The organism is Candidatus Poribacteria bacterium, from assembly GCA_021295715.1.
In the GTDB taxonomy this organism is placed as follows: Bacteria; Poribacteria; WGA-4E; order WGA-4E; family WGA-3G; genus WGA-3G.
Window position 1 is genome coordinate 54918 of sequence record JAGWBV010000013.1, and the last position, 19536, is coordinate 74453.

The window sequence follows — 19536 nt, forward strand, 5'->3', positions numbered from 1 at the left end:
CGCCCGATTTTGTCGGGTTTCACTCCGTTCTACCTGCAGGAAATACCCAATCAAAAACACCTACAAAAAGTCAAAATAATGTTGACAAACTACTAGTCGTTACCACATTTCAAGCCATTGTGTAACGGGTGTCACGGGCTGCGTTTCGCTACGGATAACCCACTTGAAATCGGGGTCCTGCCAGTAAATTGTGCCCGGATGATCCCCGTCACGGAGATAACGGATGTCAATCGCCCAACGGACGATTTCGCTTGTGGTATGCGGCAGAGATCGGTGGAGCGTCAGATTGTGGAACACTAAGGCATCTCCTAATTCCATTGGGCATGTCACGACACGAGAATTCTCGATAAGCTCATCCATCACCTCGAGAAACTTCCCTTCCCGTTCTTCTGTGTGATGGTTTACCACACCTAACCGATGCGAACCTGCAACCACTTGCAAACAACCGTTGCTCTCATCTACTGGCACCAACGGTATCCATGCAGTCGGAATGAGCGAAGTTTCACTCACAGTGCCGAAATAGCCACTGTCTTGATGCCACGGGACAACAGTCAATTGCTGACCGGGTAGTTTCGGACGGGCATTGAAGACGGGATGTCCGATCACATCCGTGCCTGTGAGTTGACCGATAGCGTCCACGAGACGCGGGGCGTGGTGCAGCTCGAAAACCTCCGGTGTCGCAACTTGGTTACGCCACGAGCGACCGAAGCGACTGGCGTGTTCACCAGCGACTTGCGTAAATCGCGTTTCAAACGGGAGGTCTGATCCTTCATCTTCAATAATCCCGTCCGCTTTCAATTCACGAATTATGCCGTCTACCACGCCAGCAAAACTGTCCCGCACACCATTGATGGCAGATTCTGGGACAACGTCTTTTAGGAGTAAATATCCGTCGTTTTCCCACTGATCCATCTGTTCAGATGATAGCGGGGTCGGCTGTTTTTGATTGATATTCATTTTTTTCACGTTAATTTATCTATTCTAAAGTTCGGGCAATTTTGAGAATTAAAATGACATAGCAGAAAAAAGATCGTAGAAATCATAGCACACCTGACGAAAAAAGTCAAATAAGGGAACTATAGTAGATTAGGTTGAATGTGTGAAATCCAACACGTAACTGACAACTATGGTAAACTTCAGAATTAATTGTACACTCTGCACCGGCGAGATGAGAAACCTCGCCTACCAAGGGAGGGGAGAATGTCTGCTTATTTTCCTGATTTACCATAAAAATTGACATTTCGTCTGGAAAATGCTACGCTACACACCAAAGGAGGACGCAGAATGGCAACTTTAACGCAAACCGAGAACCAAATCAGACCGCTGTATATTGACGGATACACCCACCAACTGAGTTACGCCCCCGGTGAAGAAATCGCTTTCCACATCTCAACGAGTGCGGAGAACTATTCACTTGAGATCGCTCGTATCGGTGCAACACGCGAAGTCGTCTGGCGTCAAGCAGAACTCCCCGGTAAAGCACAGCCAATCCCCGCAGATGCGTCATCGCAGGGATGTGGGTGGTCGCCCATTTTTACGCTCGAAGTGCCTGACACGTGGCAAAGTGGATATTACGAAGGCATCCTCCGTGCGACTGATGGCGGTGGCGCACAGGTCTATAGAAATCATCGCACGGCTGAAAGCACACTCTTCTTTATTGTCCGTCCTGCGAAACCCGGAGCGAATACGCCTATCCTGCTTCAACTCTCTACGAACACTTATAACGCCTACAACAACTGGGCTGGCTTTAGTCTTTACGGGTTTCACGGGGCGAGCAAGATACAGGGGAATCGCGTCTCGTTCGATCGACCCACCCGCGGGATCTTCAGTAACTGGGAAGCGGCTTTTATCGTCTGGGCGGAACAGAACGGGTATACGTTTGATTACGCTGCGAATTCCGATCTGGAATTCCACCCTGAAATGTTGGAGCATTACAGACTTGTGTTGAGTGTCGGACACGATGAATACTGGTCTGCACCGATGCGTGATAACCTTGAGGCATTTATTGCGAATGGCGGGAATGCCGCGTTTTTCAGTGGGAATTCTGTCTGTTGGCAGGTCCGCTCCGAGGATAACGGCAGAGCCCTCGTCTGCTGGAAGCAAACCTACAACCAAGACCCGGTTTATAAGACCGATGACCACAGTAATCTCAGCACGCTCTGGAGTCACTATCTGGTAGGTCGTCCTGAGAACGAGTTGACCGGCGTTGGCTTTCTGCAAGGCGGTTATCACCTGAGTCACGGACAGTTTATGGACGGTCCGGGGGAATACACCGTCCATCGTCCAGAGCATTGGATATTTGAGGGGACAAATCTTTCGCGAGATGATACTTTCGGTGGCGAAAACACGATTGTCGGCTACGAATGCGATGGATGCGAGTGGAGCCTTATAGACGGTTTACCAGTCCCGACCTATCAAGACGGCACGCCTGAAGGTTTCACGATCCTCGCGACGGCTCCTGTCCGTTGGCATCCAGACGATTGTGAGTGGTATGAACGCTGGGAAAGAGGAAGAACCGGTGCTGCGACGATGGGCATCTATACAAAAGGCGGGACTGTCTTTACTGCCGCCACAACTGACTGGTCGCACGGATTGGCGGGTGGCGATGCGATGGTTGAACGCATTACACACAATATCCTTCAACGGCTTGCAGAATAAGCACGCATGTTATTGTTGCGGTTATATCTCTTTGCGCTGAAATGAGACGTGCGCCGCTGCAAATAACACTGTAAAAAAGAGCAATAACAGCATCATGTCCAGAATCGCACCCTTGAAGGCATCCTCTAAACGCACCCGGTCCTGAAATTTAGGAATGCTTTCAAAGGGAACAGGCTTATCGGACATGCCTTCTCTAACAAAGAGGACGTGTAGGCTGTCTGGATCCGATCGGTCAGCTGAGATAAGGAAATCGTTGAATTCATCGGCATAACGCTCGGCATTTTTCAAGAAATTCAGATGTCTTTGGAACCCGGTTCCAGCGAGAGATTCAATTGCGTACTGGGCAATCGCAGTCGGTGAGATTCGATTGAATTCTCTTGCAATCTGAATTTGGTTTATTTGTGCATTTAGGTACGCTTTATTTAACTTTGTCCCTTCTCTCGCCTCCTCACTTAGAAACTCTGCCCAGAGCAATGTTGCTGGTGTCGGTGGATGGACGCGAGTTGGGGCTTCGGCATCTAACCCACGCGCTTTGTAGCGTCCTAAGAGTCCATCATGTATGAAATACGCTGGACTGGGGTCGCCGCGGACCGACGGCCGGTTCAATCCACCCATGATTGTGCCAAGCATTGATGGGACGAGGATAACCCAAATCACCCATACAAGCAACAGAATTACGAGGCTTGTTGAGGCGTTGTTAACGAGCGTGGATATGAAGATCCCTAAGGCAATAAAGACAGAGATATATACCAAACCTACAACGAAAATACTGCCGATTCTGCTCCATTCTTGGACACTGAGTTGAAGCACTCCAGAGAGATATAGTAGTAGGACATTAACCAAGACACCACTTGTAAACACGGTACCGAGACTGATAAAACTGCTTAAGAATTTACCGGTGAGTACTGTCCGACGCGCAACAGAATTGGATAACGTCAATCGAAGCGTTCCATGCGCCACTTCACCCGAAATCGCGTCGAATGTAAAAACAAGCGCGAGGAAACTGAGGACATTGGAAATGATGAGGATCCAGTCGATTTTTAAAAACGTTGGGAAAATGTCTGTCGCCTTCATTGGTGGAAACCCACCATATTTCAATCTCCATATACCAGAGACGCTATAAGATTTTCCATCAATAACAGGATTTCTTCCCCATCCTGCGCGCTTCCCTGATGCAAGCCTTGGCAGATTATTTTCGCTACCGTGTGCACAGAAAGAGAGCGGTGAAGGTTTCTTGTGAAGTTCGCCGGGACCATCTACAACGAGTTTATAGAGATTGCCGCTATTCTGTTCCAGTTTTGCCAAGTACACTGAAACCTCACGTCCATACTCTGCTTGTTGAGTTTTAGAATCGTCAATGTGGCCCAAGGCGTTGACAATCATCAGAAAGACAGTGAGGAACATCGCGAATGCGAAGCGGAGACTGCTCATCTGTTCAAATAATTCCCGTTTCACAATATGCCAGAGCATCTTATATCTCCTGCCTGCTGAAAACAGTGAAGGCTATCATAAATAGCAACGGGTTAAGGATGAAAAGCATTAGCAAATCGGGTAAGGCACGGTTGGCATTGCCCAAAGCATTCGGTGGACGATAAGAAAACCTTGGTACATCATCCCAACTGGCATTGCCTTTGTCGCTGGCAAACCACAACCGTGAACTGAACGCCTTTTTTCCGTAAAAATAGTCTAACACCGCTTGACGGTACTGTCTGGCTTGCTTGAAGAAATCCTCCGCCCGGAACAATCCGGTACCTGCCCAAGCCTCTGTTGTGAGTTGATACAGTCCGGTAGGTGAAAACCTCAGAGTATTCCGTGCTACGGCGTATTTTCGGAGGTAAGTCTCGGCAAACGCGTGCTTTCTCACCGACCAGATTTTTTCTCCTGTACGAATACGGAGCGGCACTAAAAACTGGTAATAGGCTTTAGCAGCAGAGATTGCCGGTTCAAACTCTGGTGCAATGTAGGAGCAGTCTCTGGAACGGTTAGTCCGGCCATGCGACCCGGTGGCCGGGACCTTTTCAAGCGGGTCGCGCTGTTGCTCTACCTCCCGATAGAATTGTTCCCAAATTTGGTCAATTTCGCGATTCGTCTGCTCCAGTTTTTCTTCTATATCAACGAAGCGATTTACCATGAAGAGGCTTACATTCGGGTAAATGAACGTAAAGGCTATCCACACGAAGATTGAAAGGATCAGCGATGTCGCTATATGACGTGTCACGCTTGAGATGAGTAAGCCGATCAAGTAGAAAGTTGAGACATAGACAAGGGAAGCCACAAAGATGCCGCCGATTCGGATAAAGTCATCAAACTTGTAATGCGTAACCCCAGATAGGAGTTGGAATACCAGGGCAAATAAGAAACTGAGAAGAAACGGCAGGAGAAGACACACCATCGCTCCCATATATTTTGAGAAAAGAATTAAACCACGACTTACTGAATTTGCGAGCATAAGACGCAAGGTGCCAGCCTCACGCTCGCCTGCTATTGCATCGTAGGCGAAAACGAGTGCGAGTAGACTCAAAAGAATCTGGAAGATGGAGACAATATCCAGTTCTGCAAGAAGGCGTTGAAATGGGTTATCATAATCCGAGTCGCGATGGGATTTCCAGAGGTATGGCACCTCACCACGGAGAATCCGAACGGAACTTGCTGCGCGCTTTTCAAGTCCTTGGTTGAAAATACTCAACGGATTGGGAGGTTTATCCAATTCTGGTCTAAAGTACGAATAAGTTTTGGCACTGAAGTTACTCTGATGGTGTTTTATGACATCCGCGTTATAGCGAGCCAATCGCCGAGCGTAATCGTTTGTTAAGACGATGGTACTCGCCAGTACCAACAAAAGGCATGCGATAACCGCCACACAGAAGCGAAATGTCATAAGATTGGTCAAAATTTCGCGTCGAGTCAGCGTCCAAAGCATTATGAGGTGTAGCCTCCTTTGATACAATTTCCACTTATACATCTGTTTGGATGCACTTTTCAAGCGTTTATCAGCATTATAGCATACTGCTACAACTCGCCTCAATTAGGATTACTTAGCCTTTCATGCTTCAAGTCTGTTTATAGCAGGGAAACCATTTATTGCCACGTCAACACACATTGAGAACGTGCGATGAATCGCACTACTACAAACATGCACACTCGTAGTTGGGAAATATTTTTTCGCGCATTTACCTAAGCAATCTAATAAATTTTTTAATCCGAATGTCGGTAGTCTCAATTGAAATGTGTTGCCAATTCTATGATGACGTGCTATTCTATTTAGTATGGAAACGCAAGCGCGAACCTCCTCAGTGATACAGGACCCCGGTGCAGTCCTCCTAATCTCCTGCTACGAACTCGGACACCGACCGATCGGGCTCTCTCGTCCGCTTCGTGCCCTTGAATCGGCAGGATTCGCTCCAGAGGTAATTGATATTGCTGTCGAACCACTGGATATCGAAAAGGTCGAGCGCGCACGTTTCATCGGTATCTCCGTCCCGATGCATACTGCCTTGCGATTAGGGGTTCATCTCTTGCACCGGATACGAGAAATCAATTCGGATGCCTCTATTTGCATGTACGGACTCTACGCAACGCTTAACGCCGATTATCTGCTTTCACACGGTGTCGATTTTTGCATCGCGGGTACAGATCCAACGCAACTCATCGCGCTGGTGGAATCTCTGGCGAAAGAAGAACAGTCTGAGGAGCCGGCATTCGATTTCCTTGCGGAATTACAACCGCTGGAAACATACGCGCATTTTGAGGACGAAGATGAGATCCGAACTGTCGGTTATACCGAGACGACACACGGGTGTAAGCACCTCTGTACGCATTGCCCGATTCCGCCAGTCTACAACGGCAAGTTTCTCGCTGTGCGACGCGACATTGTACTCGCTGAAATACAGGAACAGGTCGTGGAAGGTGCGACACACATCACCTTTGGCGACCCAGATTTTCTCAACGGTCCAACGCACGGACTCCGCATTCTCCGCGCGATGCACGAGGCTTTTCCAAGCCTCACCTTCGACTTTACAACCAAGATCGAGCACATTCTGAAAAACAGAGAACACTTTTCAGAATTCGCGCACCTTGGATGCCGGTTCGTCATCTCCGCGGTTGAAACGCTAAACGAACAGGTGCTGACGATCTTAGAGAAGCATCACACGCACCCGGATGTAGCGGAAGCGGTTGACATCGTTCACGGAGCAGGCATCGCGTTGCGTCCGACATGGGTGCCGTTCACGCCGTGGACGACCTTAGATGATTACCTCGAAATCTTTGAGTTTATTGATACACATGGTCTTGTGTATCACGTAGATCCGGTGCAGTTCGCCGTTCGATTGTTAATCCCGCCCGGTTCATACCTGCTCAAGCGTTCCGAAACGAAAGAACTTTCACTCACACTTGACGAAGCCGCCTTTAGTTATACGTGGGCACACCCCGATGCTCGAATGGACGAACTTCATAAAACGGTTAATGCCCTCGTTGAAAGCGACGCGCGAGCCGGTGTTGACGCGCTGAAGACCTTTTATCGGATATGGACACTCGCCGCCGATATGCAAGGGCAGTCTCCACCAACACAGAGAAAAGAAGCGCATTTACCCGCGCCACGTCTCACCGAAGCATGGTTCTGCTGAGCAGAACCTACCGATGGGCAGTTTGCCCCAATGCATGTTTAGAAATGGATGTCCCAGTTATCTATTAGCCAAAATGCGTAAGTCCAACCAACGGGCGGACTGGCTATACGGCGAACGACCTTCATACTAAACACCACTCAACCGAACCGCAAGGAAAATTAAAAATATGTCAGAACAAATTCAACAATTGCTTAATTTGGAAACAGTCCCTGTTGCCGTAACATTTCACGATGCCCAACCAGATGGCGTTTCCCGTGTGGAAAAGGTTGAAGCCTCCGGTTGCACCTATTGGCGACGCGCAGCAGAAGGCAAAACTTTCTATACGGAAGCCTCCGACCATTACAACTGTCCGATCGGGTGCTATACACACAACGTTGAGTTACCCCCTAAGCAAATGGAGGAACTCGAAAACACGCTCGGACTGATGGGCGAACTCGGCTACATCGCTATGGAAGAAGTCCCCGGTATCCCAAAACGGGAAACGCCTTTCAAAAGTGCGGTCTATGCCCCGCTATCAGATGCGACTGACACGCCTGATGTCGTCATCATCTCTGGCACGCCAAGACAGATGATGCTTTTGGCGGAAGCCGCAACCGCTGCGGGTATTGGTACAGAAGATAGCATCATGGGACGCCCGACGTGTGCAGCGGTTCCTGCTGTCATACAAGGCGGACGGAGTGTAAGTAGTTTGGGGTGTATCGGCAACCGCGTCTACACTGCTCTCTCTGACGACGACTTCTATTTCGCCTTTCCCGGCAAACACATCGACGCGCTCATTGAAAAGTTGGAAACGATTGTGAACGCGAATCAAGCGTTAGAGGAATATCATCAGCAACGCCAATCAGATTTTTAAACTTACCTTGCGGATTTTTAAACTTACCTTGCGGAGGAACAACGTGGGTTAAGACTATTGAGTGCGTTTCTTAAACCCGCCCTCCACTACGTTACGGGCTACGGTTTCGTTGCTAATTTAATGTGGAGATTTGAACGTTATGCAAAAGGTTGCTGTTATTACGGGTGCAGCGAGCGGTATCGGGAGAGGATTGGCGGAACGGTTCGCGGCAGAGGGTATGAAAGTCGCCCTCGCCGACATTGATGAGGAATCGTTAGCCAAGCTTGAAGCGGACTTAAAGGCTAAAAGTGCGACAGTTTTCACCGTTAGAACGGATGTCTCAAACGCGACAGAGGTCGAAAATCTTGTCACACGAACGCTGGATGCTTTCGGCGCGGTGCATATCCTCTGCAACAACGCGGGTGTCGTCTGCAGCCGTCCCGTCTGGGAGCATACCCTCGCCGACTGGGAGTGGGTGTTAGGCGTTAACCTGTGGGGCGTGATCCACGGCATCCGAGCGTTTGTCCCGCGTATGCTCGCACAAGGGGATGAATGTCATATTGTTAACACTGCTTCTATCTTGGGTTTAGTGGGAGGCAGTGGCGAAGGTATCTACAAGGTGAGCAAACACGGTGTCGTCGTGCTTTCCGAAACCCTCGCTGATGAACTGGCACAGAAAGGGTCTAATATTCAGGTACATGTGCTGTGTCCTGGATGGGTTCGCACGGGGATTCTGGACGCCGCCCGAAACCGTCCAGACGCATTGCGAAATCCAGCAGAGAAGAAGCAATCACAGGAAACCGTTATTGGAGGTTCACGGGACACCCGTGCCGAGATGGAGGCGGGATTGTCACCTTCGGAGGTGGCAGCGCATGTCTATAACGCTATCCAGAACGGCACCTTCTACATCCACACACATCCTGAGCACAAGGCATGGATTCGCGAGCGTATGGAGCGTATTCTCGAATAGGGCACCTTTTCTACACCCCATTTCATCAAGTCAAATCAAGGACGCTTCGTGCAACTTCGCCTCTTGCCAAAGCCTCGAATGCATCGTTGATCCCTTCCAAGGGATAGGTGCGCGTGACGAGTTCGTCGAGTTTAAGCTGTCCTGCTTTATAGAGCGAAACCAACCGCGGGAAATCCACATGCGGGCGCGCAGTTCCATACATCGAACCGATAACCATCTTCTCTGGCATTAGCATCCGTGCATCGAATTCGACAGGTGTGTTCTCCGGGGCATGTCCGACAAACACCGTCACGCCTCTACTCCGGGTACAGAGGATCGCCTGTCGGAACGTTTTACCTATCAACCCGATTGCCTCAAAAGCATAGTGGACACCGCGTCCATCGGTAATTTCCTTAATCCGTTCCACAGGATCTACCTCGGAAGCGTTAACCGTGTGCGTCGCGCCAAACTGCTTACCGAGTTCAAGTTTGTTGTCGAGCACATCAACAGCGATAATCGGTTCACCACCAGAGATCGCGGCACCTTGTATACAATTGAGTCCGACGCCTCCACATCCAAAGACGGCTACTGAACTGCCGGGTGCCACCTCTGCTGTATTGATAGCCGCGCCGACCCCTGTCATCACGCCACACCCGATGAGCGCGGCTTGCGCAAACGGCATCTCCTTATCAATAGGAACAACCGCGTCCTGTGGGACGAGCGTCTCAGTGCCGAATGTTCCTAATCCGGACATCTGGTCAATCTCTCGTCCACTCGATTTTATAGCAGGTTTACCTGACCCGTCGGCGGGAAGCGCGCACAAATTCGGATACCCTTTCTGACACATTTCGCAGTATCCACAGTTCCGTTTCCACGAAAGGATAACATGGTCGCCGACTTGAACTTGTGTCACGTCGCTTCCGATATCTTCCACGACACCAGCACCCTCATGCCCAAGGATAACAGGTAACCTGACGAAGGGCCAATCGCCCTTAACGACGTGCCAATCGGAATGACAAACGCCACTGGCGACCAATCGCACTCGGACCTGATTCGCATTTGGTCGCGGTAAATCGAACTCTTCAATCTTTAAGTGTGTGTCCGTTTCATACAATACTGCGGCTTTCATGGGACTCCTCCGAACTTGGGATGGCGAGATCCAGCATTCTCTGAACCGATTAAGACTTTAGTAGTTGTCATGGTTATTATTATATCACTTTTGGGAAAAGAGACAAGGTAGGATTTTCAGTGCCATTCAGTGATTGGTTAGCAGTTATATGATGTTCTTGGCATCATCAGAATCCTCTTTAACCGATGACTGATCACTGACAACCGATAACTTTTAGATTGACATCTGCCTCTTAAAACACTATAATAAATTGAAATGGACTTCTATGGGAAGCCTGCAAGCTGCCCTTAAAAACACAATAGAGGAGGATTGATGTGTTTTGTTTTAATTTACCCCGCAAACTTATATTAAAGAGCCGAGGCATCGTGCTGGTCGGCATCTGCGTTTTCGTCACGCTTTCGTGTGGGAGCGGGGTAATTCAGAATTTTGAGGGCATCCGGCTCCAATCAGATCCACGTGTTGATAGGATTGATCTACGGATTTATCTGGTGGATAGAAACGGCATACCCCTGATATGGAATCAGAGTATTCTCAGTCCGAATGTCGGCGTGAGCACCGTTTCTGAGGCGGATTTCACCACCAATGTCAAGGTTTACTCTATGCGCAACGGGAAGCAACATAAGAAAGTCTATGACGGACGACTCATCGATCTCCGTTGGTCGCAAGAACTCAATAGATTGGATCGACTCATGACTGCGGAAATCCCGCGCGCCTTCATTGACGAAGATCCGGAACGCGACACGCATTTGGGTGTTATCACCGTTGAACTCCAAACTGAGAAACAGGGTCCCTTCTCGGACACCTTAGAGAGAACCGCCATTTATAAGTATTAAGATGGTTGTCAGATATCGGTTATCAATTATCGGTCACAAGAGGGTTTTGTTAGACCAAAACCTCTCAACTGAAAACTGACCACTGAAGACTGATAACTATAAAACTGACAACGACAAAAAATATGCCTATTCACACACAAGATTACCGACATTGGGAAGGCACACTGAACCCTCGCCCTTATACACGGTGGTGGATCATTGCAAAAGCAGAGTTAAAACTGCTGGCACAACGCAAAATTGTCCGATTAATTGTTGCCGTTCCTCCCTTAATCTACATCTTGGTTCACGCAACCCTTATTTTCATCCTTAATCAGGTGCCGGGAGTGGCGTTTCCGTTTAGCATTGACAACGAGTTTTTTCAGAAATTTCTATTCCGAAACCCCGGTACAGGTCCCCCTTCCTCATTTTTCATCGCGCTGATTGCTATTTTCGGAGGTTCTGGATTAATCGCCACCGATCTGAAGAACAACGCGCTCTCCCTTTATCTCTCCAAACCGATTTCATGGATAGACTACTTGATCGGAAAATTTGCTGTCATCGGTATCTTGCTCGGTTGCCTGACGTTGGTTCCCGGACTCCTGTTGTTTCTTGAACACGTACTGCTGACCGATACACCCTTTTTCAAAGAAAACTACTGGCTCCCGCTTTCGATCATTGCCTACTCGGTCCTTATTACGCTCTCTTCCAGCCTATTGATGTTATTGTTCTCATCGCTCACCTCAAACCCGCGCTATGCCATCATCGGTTTTTGCGCCGTGTGGTTCGGCTCACACGTTATCTACGAAATACTCAAAGCGATTACCCGCACCAGCAAAACAGCGTTAGTCTCTATTTGGGCACAGTACGACATCCTCGGCACAGTCCTATTTGCCAGTTCACACGACTATGCCGTGCATTGGGCGTGGGCACTCCTCGTCCAAATTGCCTTGATAGCCCTCTGCCTCTTCGGACTCCATCGTCGGATTCGCGCAGTCGAAATCGTCAAGTAACTATTGCGTCGCGGATGGGAGATCGTTCCTACTGGTTAGCGTAGCCTTGCGCCATTCGCATCCCACATCTCAGATTCAGAATAGACCTGTGGAGGCATTATTGAGGTCAATGTCGGTGTCCAGTCTGCACGGAATTGTTGTACTAACCGCACGGCGTTCTGGTAGGCAATTCGTTCCTTTGTTTCATCGTCAAGCTGAGCGGATTCAATCTGCGCCTGCACCAGCCGGAAATCGTAATACGGCAGATCACTCCCGAACATAATCCTGTCGTTACCGAGATGATTGACGAGATGTACGAGGTCCCAACTCGCATCCGCCCCCTCCGGTTTCTGTGCCACATCAAACCAAACATTTTCATATTTCCCGCAGTGCGTAATCGCATCAAGATGCCCGGCTTTGTTCATCGAAACATGCCCGATAATAAACGTTATCGACGGAAATCGTTGTGCGTAAGCGGCAATATTCTGGGTGGAGCCTGCCTGATGTAGTAGACACAACCCGTTGTGCATCGCTACGACCTCTAAGAATGTGTACAACTCACCGCCGAGCGAATGTCCAGAGAGTCCAGGATGGCACATAAATCCGACCAAATCGTCTTCCTGCATGGCTCTGTCTAATTCATCAGCACCTGCTTGTTCGTGTCGGACCTCCGCGATCCCAAGCCCCATCGGAAAGCGTTCTGGATAGAGCTTGCATGCGTTGGCAACCGTCTCGTGCTGTGCGCGCGTGTCCAAAACACCACGTGCCTGTGGACTCCCACCGGTCGGACACGGAATCGCACCGATAACATCTGCCGAAGCCATCCGTGCGAGACATCGTCCGACACTCTGCCCCACAGTCGGTGCACGTGATACCGTCATACCAATGTGGCAATGGACATCGAAATAGGGACGCATTTTTTAATTATTCCTTGCGGTTCGGTGAGGCAAGTTTAGTAATTGCGTGCTTTTCCGTAGAGCCGGCCTCCATTTCACTACGGGCTTACGCGTTCTGGCTAATATTCTTTTTATACTAAAGTTTAGAATTAATTAGACACTCTAAAGAGGCGAGGATACAATCCTCGCCAGCGGCGGAGAGCGGTGTTCGCTGCGCAACCGTCTACATATTTTTCGACTTTACTATAGTCTCCGCGGGCATAATTCCGCTATCAGAATTCCGGCACAGGCGTGTAAGTGTTAAAGCCATCGGTCCTATCTTCGCCCTGCAGCAGATAAATATGGTGCTTGCGACGCCACTCTGCACCAGGGTAGCGGACACTCGCAGGCATGTAGCGCATTGTGTAACCGCAGCGCCGTTTCTGCGAGACGTTCGGACTGGAGTTATGGATTGTCCAAGCATCGTGAAAATGGCACTCGCCTACCTCCAGTTCCAAATTAACCACTTTTGATGTATCTAAATCTGCCTCCACAACTTCGCTTCCGAAGAGATTATTTGTGCGATCCACCTCTTCATAGCGTCGATCACGCGTTTTGTGGCTGCCAGCGATAACACGCATACAGCCGTTTTCGACCTTCGATTCATCCACTGCCAGCCACATTGTAATAACGTCCATCGGTTCAAGAGATTTTCCCCAATAGACCCCATCTTGATGCCACGGGACCGCCATGCCATCGTGTTCGCGCTTGCTAATAAAGTGGCTCGACCAGAGCACAATATCCGGTCCGATAAACCGTTCTATAACCTTCAACACCTGTGGATGTGTTAGATATTTAAACAAAAAAGGGTGCTCAAAATGCGGGACATCCATCTGTTCAGGACGCCTACCTTCCGGTAGATTCTCAATCATCTCGTCCACATAGTCTCGGAGTGTATCCAACTCCGATTCCGTGAAGATCCGTCCAAACGTGAGATACCCGTTTTCTTTGTAAAATTCGACCTGCTCATCCGAGACAGCCGTTTCCAATTGCCAGTCCATGTCCTCCTCCTTTCAGTGCTTTTATTATACCCGTGCCTCACAGAAAGATCAAGTTAGAAAAAGTAGGGATTCGGTTTTTAAATTTACCTTCCGGAAGAACAATGTAAATGTAGACTCTGACACACATTGCTTAAATCCGCCTGCGTAGCCCTGGCCATAGTGATAATCTGAACTTGACAATTCGCGGTGCTTGTGATAAATTATCAACTCGGTTGGGAAGTCTGCCCACTTTTAAGAGAAGATAGTCTTAATCCAATTTTTCACAATTGTAGTCCGTAATGAAATGAAGGACGGATAAGTGAAAGGCACGCAACAGCCCAAACATCCTTCATTCCTCCGCAAGGTAAAATTAAAATATGAAAATTGTAGTTGCACCCGATTCATTTAAAGGGAGTGTCAGCGCGCTCGAAGCTGCAAATGCGATGGAGCAGGGACTCCGCCGAGTGTTTCCTGACGCCGCCATTGAGAAAATACCGATGGCGGATGGTGGTGAAGGAACAGTGCAATCGCTCGTTGATGCCACCGGCGGACACCTTCAAACACACCGTGTGCTTGCCCCCCTCGAAAACGAGGTTGAGGCACAATTCGGTATCCTCTCCGACAGGGAGACCGCTGTTATTGAGATGGCATCCGCCTCCGGTCTCACACTCGTCGAACCGCACGAACGGAACCCACTTCGGACCACCACTTATGGGACGGGACAACTGATTCACGCCGCTCTGGAAGCGGGGTGCAGACGCTTAATCATTGGTATCGGTGGGAGTGCGACGAACGATGGCGGTGCCGGAATGGCGGAGGCACTCGGTATCCGATTGCTGGATCCGAACGGCAAACAGATTCAGCGTGGCGGTGGGAACCTTCGACAATTAGCGTCAATAGATGTAACCGGCTTACATCCGGCTATCGCCGAAACCGAAACCGTTGTCGCCTGTGATGTTAACAACCCTTTGACGGGACCAGACGGGGCATCACACGTCTATGGACCACAGAAGGGGGCAACCCCTGAAATGATTGAAACGTTAGATGGGTATCTCGCGCATTTTGACGATATCTTGACGCAGACCCTCGGAAAATCCTTTAATGATATTCCCGGGTCGGGCGCTGCTGGTGGATTAGGCGCAGGCTTGATGGCATTCCTTGATGCCGAATTGCGCCTCGGTGTCGATATTATGATTGATGCTGTTAACCTCAAAGAACGGGTAAAAGGTGCTACCGTCGTTTTCACCGGTGAGGGACAACTGGACTTTCAGACGGCGTTTGGGAAAACGCCTGTCGGCGTTGCGAAAGTCGCGAAAGCGCATGGCATTCCAGTCATAGCGATTGCTGGTGGTATCGCTGAGGGAGCTGAAGCCGTTTACGATGCCGGTATTGATGCAATGTTGGGCATCGCACAAGAGCCAATGTCCCTTGAAAATGCCGTTACAGACGCGCAGCGGTTGATCGCTGACACAGCGGAGCAAGCTGCACGATTGGTGGTTATTGGTCAGCGTGAATTCCATAGGCGGGTTAGGACTCAGGTAAAAGAAAAATAGGAAAGGCGGAAGGACGGAAGGAGGATAGAAGGGAGAAGGAACGGAAGGAGGGTAGAACGGAACGGTAGAAGAACGGAGAATGAACGGAAGGATGGAAGAGCGGAAGAATGGGGAATCCAACCTTCCAGTTTCTTTCCAATCTTCCAGTCTTCCTATCAACATTCGGTTTTACAACGGCAATACTGGGACATCTTTCATGAAATCATTCGTCTCAGTTTGCCACATTTTCATATCCGCAGCGAGCGATCGAATACGGTCATCATGTTCAGGCAGATCGGCAAGGTTTGTCGTCTCCCAAGGATCCTGCTCTAAATCGAAAAGTTGGATGCAATTCGTGCCAGCACCCGTCTCTTCAGAGACATAGTAACGAATCAATTTCCAACGTCCATCACTGATTGTGCGGTGAATATCTCTATACGCCGCGAAGACTGTAGCCCGCACCCGTTCTACATGACCCTTCATCAATGGCACTAAACTGCACCCTTCAGTCGTATCTGGACAGGCAACATCGGTGAGATCGCAGACAGTGGGAAACACATCATATAGATAGGTTAGCGCATCAACCGTTTCTCCTTCAGGGATCCCCGGTCCAGCAAATATGGAAGGCACGTGGATGCTATGGTTATAGAGATTCTGTTTCCCCAACAGCCCGTGTTGCCCGACGGCGAGTCCGTGATCAGCAGTGTAGATGATGATTGTGTTGTCAAGGTGTCCGGTTGCTTCCAATGTGCTTAGCACGCGTCCCATTTCGGCATCCATGTGCGTAATCATCCCGTAATAGTCGGCGATGTGTTGTTGAACGACTTCTGGCGTGCGGGGGAAGGGTGCCAACACTTCGTCCCGAATGCGCATTTCACCGTTGTCGAACGGATGTTCAGGGAGGAAATTTTCGGGGACAGGTATATCCTCTGGTGGATACATCGTCGCGTATTCTCCCGGTGCTGTTCTCGGGTCGTGCGGTGAAGTAAAGGAGAGATAAAGAAAAAATGGATCCGTTTCATCGTAACTTTCTATAAATTGCACAGCGGCATCTGTAAACAGTTCCGTAGAAAACTTTTCTCCTATGTACTTGGCATCATCAGGGTATTTTCCTGTTGGATCGAAATCGAAGACGGGTACTTTATATTGATCGCTCATTCCACCAAAGAAAATCTTGGCACCGGCATCGAAACTGTCGGTAAACGTTTGGCGGTCATTGTGCCATTTGCCAGAAAAAAATGTGTGATACCCTGACTCGCGCATTACCTGTGGCCACACTGCCAAGTCTCGGTTAATCTGGTTTCCACCGCTACGGAAAAGATTCGCACTCGTGAGGACAGCGGCTCGGCTTGGCACACAGACGGCTCCGACAAGCGATCCCATAATGTGAGTTTGTCGGAAATTTGTTCCGCGTGCTATGAGTGAATCCATCGTTGGTGTATGGACGGTTGGGTCGCCCATGCCACGAATGGCGTCCCATCGATGGTCGTCGGCGATCATAAAAAGAACGTTGGGTCGTGACATATTTTTAATTTTCCTTTTTTAAATTTACCTTGCGGGAGAACGACGGGCGTTCAATCCTTGACGGACGTTCCTTAAACCCGCGCTCCACTTCGTTACGCGCTACGGTTTTTGATGCTACAAAGAATGGGAAAAAAACTGTACATATCCTTATTTCAGTCGCGACTTAACCAGAAACCTGCTCGTAATGTAATGGAGAGCAGTCCAGGAGGCCATAATTAAAAAGATGAAAATTGCTAAGATTGAACAATTCTACCCACGTCGCCGGATGCGTCTCGTGAAAATAACAACGGATACCGGTATCGTCGGATGGGGAGAAACCACGCTTGAAGGTAAACCCAAGAGTACTTGGGCGGCTGTCGAAGAACTCTCCGATTATTTTATCGGCAAAGATCCGCTCCGTATTGAACACCACTGGCAACATGTCTACCGCTCTGCCTTTTTCCGAGGCGGAAATATTCTGATGTCCGCTTTGTCCGGTATTGATCAGGCGTTGTGGGACATCGCCGGTAAATATCACGGGTTACCTGCCTATCAACTCTTAGGCGGTGCGGTGCGCGATCGCATCCGCGTTTATGCCCACTGGGGCATCGGAAGTTTGACAGATGAAGGAAAAGCAGCTGCCAAAGAACGCCTTGAATTCTTACAGCAAAAAGGTGGTTACACAGCGTTTAAAAGCGGTCCTGGCGGCAAATGGCGTGGACATGAACCCCCTGCGGTGATTGATGAATTTGTGGAGCGTGCCTACCTCATGCGTGAATGGGTGGGACCCGATGTCGAACTCGCCTTCGACTTTCACGGTAAGATGACCCCCGCCCTTGCAATCGAGATCTGTCACGAACTTAAAGGGATGCGCCCCATGTTCGTCGAGGAACCCATCCCACAAGAGAATGTCGACGCGCTCAAACAGGTGTCCGACCATGTTCCGTTCCCAATTGCGACTGGGGAACGTCTGCTCACACGCTGGGGCTTCCGAGAAGTATTTGAGAAACAGGCGGTCGCTTACTTACAACCCGATACCTCACACGCTGGCGGTATTACTGAACTGAAAAAGATTGCGAACATGGCGGAGGTCTACTACATGCACATCGCCCCGCATTGCGCGATTGGACCCGTCGCTTTTTCCGCTTCTCTTCACGTTGATGCCGTTGTCCCGAACTTCCTTATTCAGGAACAGATCGATGACGGTCTCGGAGCAGGACTGTTGACTGAAGAGTGGCACGTCACAGACGGCCATATTGCGTTGCCGACAAAGCCGGGACTCGGTTTTGAGATTGATGAAAAGGAAGCGGAACGGATACTTGATACCTATCCAGAAGAACTCGGTGGCGAATTTTATTATGATACCGATGGCAGCGTTGCAGATTGGTAGAGATTGGTTATCAGTTGTCAGGAGGCGAGGTTTGCCTACCTCGCCTTCAAACAAGCGTAGCACGCTCGCCATTCAATCTAACGATCTAACCTTTAAACTACGGGTTTCCGGTTTGCAACGTAAGGCGGTTCAAGCATCAACTTCTGGTCCTCGTCTGACATGAGATTGCGAAGCTCATCGTCGTATCTGCCTTGCCCCCACGAGGCATGCCCGGGTGAGTATTTGAAAAGAATGGAGCGTCGTTCGTGTGTGGCAGTCCAAGGGAGGGTGCCGTGCGTCAACGCTTCTGTGAAGATGACGACATCCCCTGCCTTCTGATGCACGGGTGCCATACACGTTTTGTTGTCCTTCACGGGTCGGAACTCCGCCGGACACGGATAGTTGCTCTTATGGCTACCGGGGATACAACAGAAGCCCCCGTGTCCCGGAAGCATATCCGTTAAAGCCCATGACACAACGGTTAACCCGTTGTACATCCGATCGTTTCGGAAGACGTAATACTGCGCTGGGTCATAAGGTGTCCCGCCCCCATGAAGTGTTCCACCCGGATTCCCCTCTATCATTAAGATACCGTAAACATGATCAAGCCGGAATTTAGGACCGACGATCTCTGCTAAAAACGGCAGGATACGGGGATGATTCAGGAGTTTGCGGAACGCATCGTTCTCCCAGTTCAAGAATCCCCCGAATCTCTGTGAATGGACATCATCATCCACCGGACCTGGGTAATCTTGTGCATCGATAAGGGCATTGAGTTCTGCAAGATCGTCTGTTCCTAAAACGCTTTCGATGTTCACATACCCCCAAAGGTCGAACAGATATTTTTCTTCAGGGCTCATTTTTTTAATTTTCCTTGCGGTTCGGTCAGGTGCGTTATTGATGTGCCGAGCGCGAGGTGGGTTCCAGTCGCGTGACAACGATCTGCTCTCTGTCAATGAGTTCACCGACGCGCGATGAAATTTCATTCACCCACCGGTCGTCTTCATAAACCGCTGCGTAAAGCTGTTCTCGTTGTGCTTCACTCTCAAAACGGCGAATCCAGACGTAGAGATCGTCCTCTTCTTCACCGATGAAACTACCAATCACAACCATTCCTTTAGAAATCTGGAACGGAAGGACTGTTTCTTCCATGTATTTCACCCAATTCTCGCGTTGACCAGGTTTCGTTCTATACTGTCGTAGTTCAAAAAAAGCCATAAAAATCT

17 protein-coding genes are annotated in these 19536 nt (G+C 49.5%); 8 read left to right on the top strand and 9 right to left on the bottom strand.

The window, feature by feature from the left end:
- Positions 1–99: 99 nt before the first annotated feature.
- The gene (locus J4G07_05870; GenBank protein ID MCE2413513.1) at positions 100–957 is read right to left on the bottom strand and encodes a phytanoyl-CoA dioxygenase family protein; all 858 of its coding nucleotides are present in this window, start codon (positions 955–957) and stop codon (positions 100–102) included.
- A gap of 327 nt (positions 958–1284) precedes the next feature.
- Here J4G07_05870 and J4G07_05875 point away from each other — a divergent pair, with 327 nt between their 5' ends.
- On the top strand, positions 1285–2658 hold the full coding sequence (locus J4G07_05875; protein ID MCE2413514.1) for a hypothetical protein: 1374 nt from the start codon (positions 1285–1287) through the stop codon (positions 2656–2658).
- A 21-nt stretch (positions 2659–2679) separates the two neighbouring features.
- Here J4G07_05875 and J4G07_05880 read toward each other — a convergent pair whose 3' ends face one another.
- Both J4G07_05880 and J4G07_05885 read right to left on the bottom strand, forming a co-directional pair.
- Entirely contained in the window at positions 2680–4128 is a 1449-nt protein-coding gene (locus J4G07_05880) for an ABC transporter permease subunit (protein MCE2413515.1), read from the bottom strand.
- A gap of 1 nt (position 4129) precedes the next feature.
- Positions 4130–5578 carry an ABC transporter permease subunit gene (locus tag J4G07_05885; protein ID MCE2413516.1) on the bottom strand — a complete coding sequence of 483 codons (1449 nt, stop codon included), beginning with the start codon at positions 5576–5578 and terminating at the stop codon, positions 4130–4132.
- Between the two features lie 346 nt (positions 5579–5924).
- On the opposite strand from J4G07_05885, the gene J4G07_05890 reads away from it, so the two are divergent.
- The 3 genes from J4G07_05890 (at position 5925) to J4G07_05900 (ending at position 9082) form a co-directional block, all read left to right on the top strand.
- On the top strand, positions 5925–7280 hold the full coding sequence (locus J4G07_05890) for a radical SAM protein (protein ID MCE2413517.1): 1356 nt from the start codon (positions 5925–5927) through the stop codon (positions 7278–7280).
- Between the two features lie 166 nt (positions 7281–7446).
- Complete coding sequence (locus J4G07_05895; GenBank protein ID MCE2413518.1) at positions 7447–8133, top strand: DUF169 domain-containing protein; 687 nt, start codon at positions 7447–7449, stop codon at positions 8131–8133.
- A 130-nt stretch (positions 8134–8263) separates the two neighbouring features.
- A complete protein-coding gene (locus J4G07_05900; protein ID MCE2413519.1) occupies positions 8264–9082 on the top strand; it encodes an SDR family NAD(P)-dependent oxidoreductase in 819 nt (272 codons plus the stop codon).
- 25 nt (positions 9083–9107) lie between these two features.
- On the opposite strand, the gene J4G07_05905 is transcribed toward J4G07_05900, so the two are convergent.
- The gene (locus J4G07_05905; protein MCE2413520.1) at positions 9108–10190 is read right to left on the bottom strand and encodes a Zn-dependent alcohol dehydrogenase; all 1083 of its coding nucleotides are present in this window, start codon (positions 10188–10190) and stop codon (positions 9108–9110) included.
- 314 nt (positions 10191–10504) lie between these two features.
- On the opposite strand from J4G07_05905, the gene J4G07_05910 reads away from it, so the two are divergent.
- Positions 10505–11023 (top strand): hypothetical protein, encoded by a 519-nt coding sequence (locus J4G07_05910; GenBank protein MCE2413521.1) that lies wholly within the window; start codon positions 10505–10507, stop codon positions 11021–11023.
- 122 nt (positions 11024–11145) lie between these two features.
- Positions 11146–12012 carry a hypothetical protein gene (locus J4G07_05915; GenBank protein ID MCE2413522.1) on the top strand — a complete coding sequence of 289 codons (867 nt, stop codon included), beginning with the start codon at positions 11146–11148 and terminating at the stop codon, positions 12010–12012.
- 35 nt (positions 12013–12047) lie between these two features.
- Here the strand turns inward: J4G07_05915 and J4G07_05920 are convergent, their stop codons facing one another.
- The gene (locus J4G07_05920; GenBank protein MCE2413523.1) at positions 12048–12908 is read right to left on the bottom strand and encodes an amidohydrolase family protein; all 861 of its coding nucleotides are present in this window, start codon (positions 12906–12908) and stop codon (positions 12048–12050) included.
- Between the two features lie 251 nt (positions 12909–13159).
- Positions 13160–13927 carry a phytanoyl-CoA dioxygenase family protein gene (locus J4G07_05925; protein ID MCE2413524.1) on the bottom strand — a complete coding sequence of 256 codons (768 nt, stop codon included), beginning with the start codon at positions 13925–13927 and terminating at the stop codon, positions 13160–13162.
- Between the two features lie 356 nt (positions 13928–14283).
- Here J4G07_05925 and J4G07_05930 point away from each other — a divergent pair, with 356 nt between their 5' ends.
- Positions 14284–15459, top strand: coding sequence for a glycerate kinase (locus tag J4G07_05930; GenBank protein MCE2413525.1), 1176 nt, complete (start codon positions 14284–14286; stop codon positions 15457–15459).
- A gap of 168 nt (positions 15460–15627) precedes the next feature.
- Here the strand turns inward: J4G07_05930 and J4G07_05935 are convergent, their stop codons facing one another.
- Complete coding sequence (locus tag J4G07_05935) at positions 15628–16962, bottom strand: sulfatase-like hydrolase/transferase (protein MCE2413526.1); 1335 nt, start codon at positions 16960–16962, stop codon at positions 15628–15630.
- 223 nt (positions 16963–17185) lie between these two features.
- On the opposite strand from J4G07_05935, the gene dgoD reads away from it, so the two are divergent.
- Positions 17186–18331, top strand: a complete 1146-nt coding sequence (gene dgoD / locus J4G07_05940; GenBank protein MCE2413527.1) for a galactonate dehydratase — start codon at positions 17186–17188, stop codon at positions 18329–18331.
- Positions 18332–18423: 92 nt separating this feature from the next.
- On the opposite strand, the gene J4G07_05945 is transcribed toward dgoD, so the two are convergent.
- Positions 18424–19170, bottom strand: a complete 747-nt coding sequence (locus tag J4G07_05945) for a phytanoyl-CoA dioxygenase family protein (GenBank protein ID MCE2413528.1) — start codon at positions 19168–19170, stop codon at positions 18424–18426.
- A 34-nt stretch (positions 19171–19204) separates the two neighbouring features.
- A complete protein-coding gene (locus J4G07_05950; GenBank protein MCE2413529.1) occupies positions 19205–19528 on the bottom strand; it encodes an NIPSNAP family protein in 324 nt (107 codons plus the stop codon).
- Between the last annotated feature and the right edge of the window lie 8 nt (positions 19529–19536).

Coding starts and splice junctions, on each gene's coding strand:
- J4G07_05920 (MCE2413523.1), bottom strand. CDS start 12,908: ATGCGTCCCTATTTCGATGTCCATTGCCACATTGGTATGACGGTATCA.
- J4G07_05935 (MCE2413526.1), bottom strand. CDS start 16,962: ATGTCACGACCCAACGTTCTTTTTATGATCGCCGACGACCATCGATGG.
- J4G07_05880 (MCE2413515.1), bottom strand. CDS start 4,128: ATGCTCTGGCATATTGTGAAACGGGAATTATTTGAACAGATGAGCAGT.
- dgoD (MCE2413527.1), top strand. CDS start 17,186: ATGAAAATTGCTAAGATTGAACAATTCTACCCACGTCGCCGGATGCGT.
- J4G07_05875 (MCE2413514.1), top strand. CDS start 1,285: ATGGCAACTTTAACGCAAACCGAGAACCAAATCAGACCGCTGTATATT.
- J4G07_05870 (MCE2413513.1), bottom strand. CDS start 957: ATGAATATCAATCAAAAACAGCCGACCCCGCTATCATCTGAACAGATG.
- J4G07_05930 (MCE2413525.1), top strand. CDS start 14,284: ATGAAAATTGTAGTTGCACCCGATTCATTTAAAGGGAGTGTCAGCGCG.
- J4G07_05895 (MCE2413518.1), top strand. CDS start 7,447: ATGTCAGAACAAATTCAACAATTGCTTAATTTGGAAACAGTCCCTGTT.
- J4G07_05925 (MCE2413524.1), bottom strand. CDS start 13,927: ATGGACTGGCAATTGGAAACGGCTGTCTCGGATGAGCAGGTCGAATTT.
- J4G07_05890 (MCE2413517.1), top strand. CDS start 5,925: ATGGAAACGCAAGCGCGAACCTCCTCAGTGATACAGGACCCCGGTGCA.
- J4G07_05945 (MCE2413528.1), bottom strand. CDS start 19,170: ATGAGCCCTGAAGAAAAATATCTGTTCGACCTTTGGGGGTATGTGAAC.
- J4G07_05885 (MCE2413516.1), bottom strand. CDS start 5,578: ATGCTTTGGACGCTGACTCGACGCGAAATTTTGACCAATCTTATGACA.
- J4G07_05915 (MCE2413522.1), top strand. CDS start 11,146: ATGCCTATTCACACACAAGATTACCGACATTGGGAAGGCACACTGAAC.
- J4G07_05950 (MCE2413529.1), bottom strand. CDS start 19,528: ATGGCTTTTTTTGAACTACGACAGTATAGAACGAAACCTGGTCAACGC.
- J4G07_05905 (MCE2413520.1), bottom strand. CDS start 10,190: ATGAAAGCCGCAGTATTGTATGAAACGGACACACACTTAAAGATTGAA.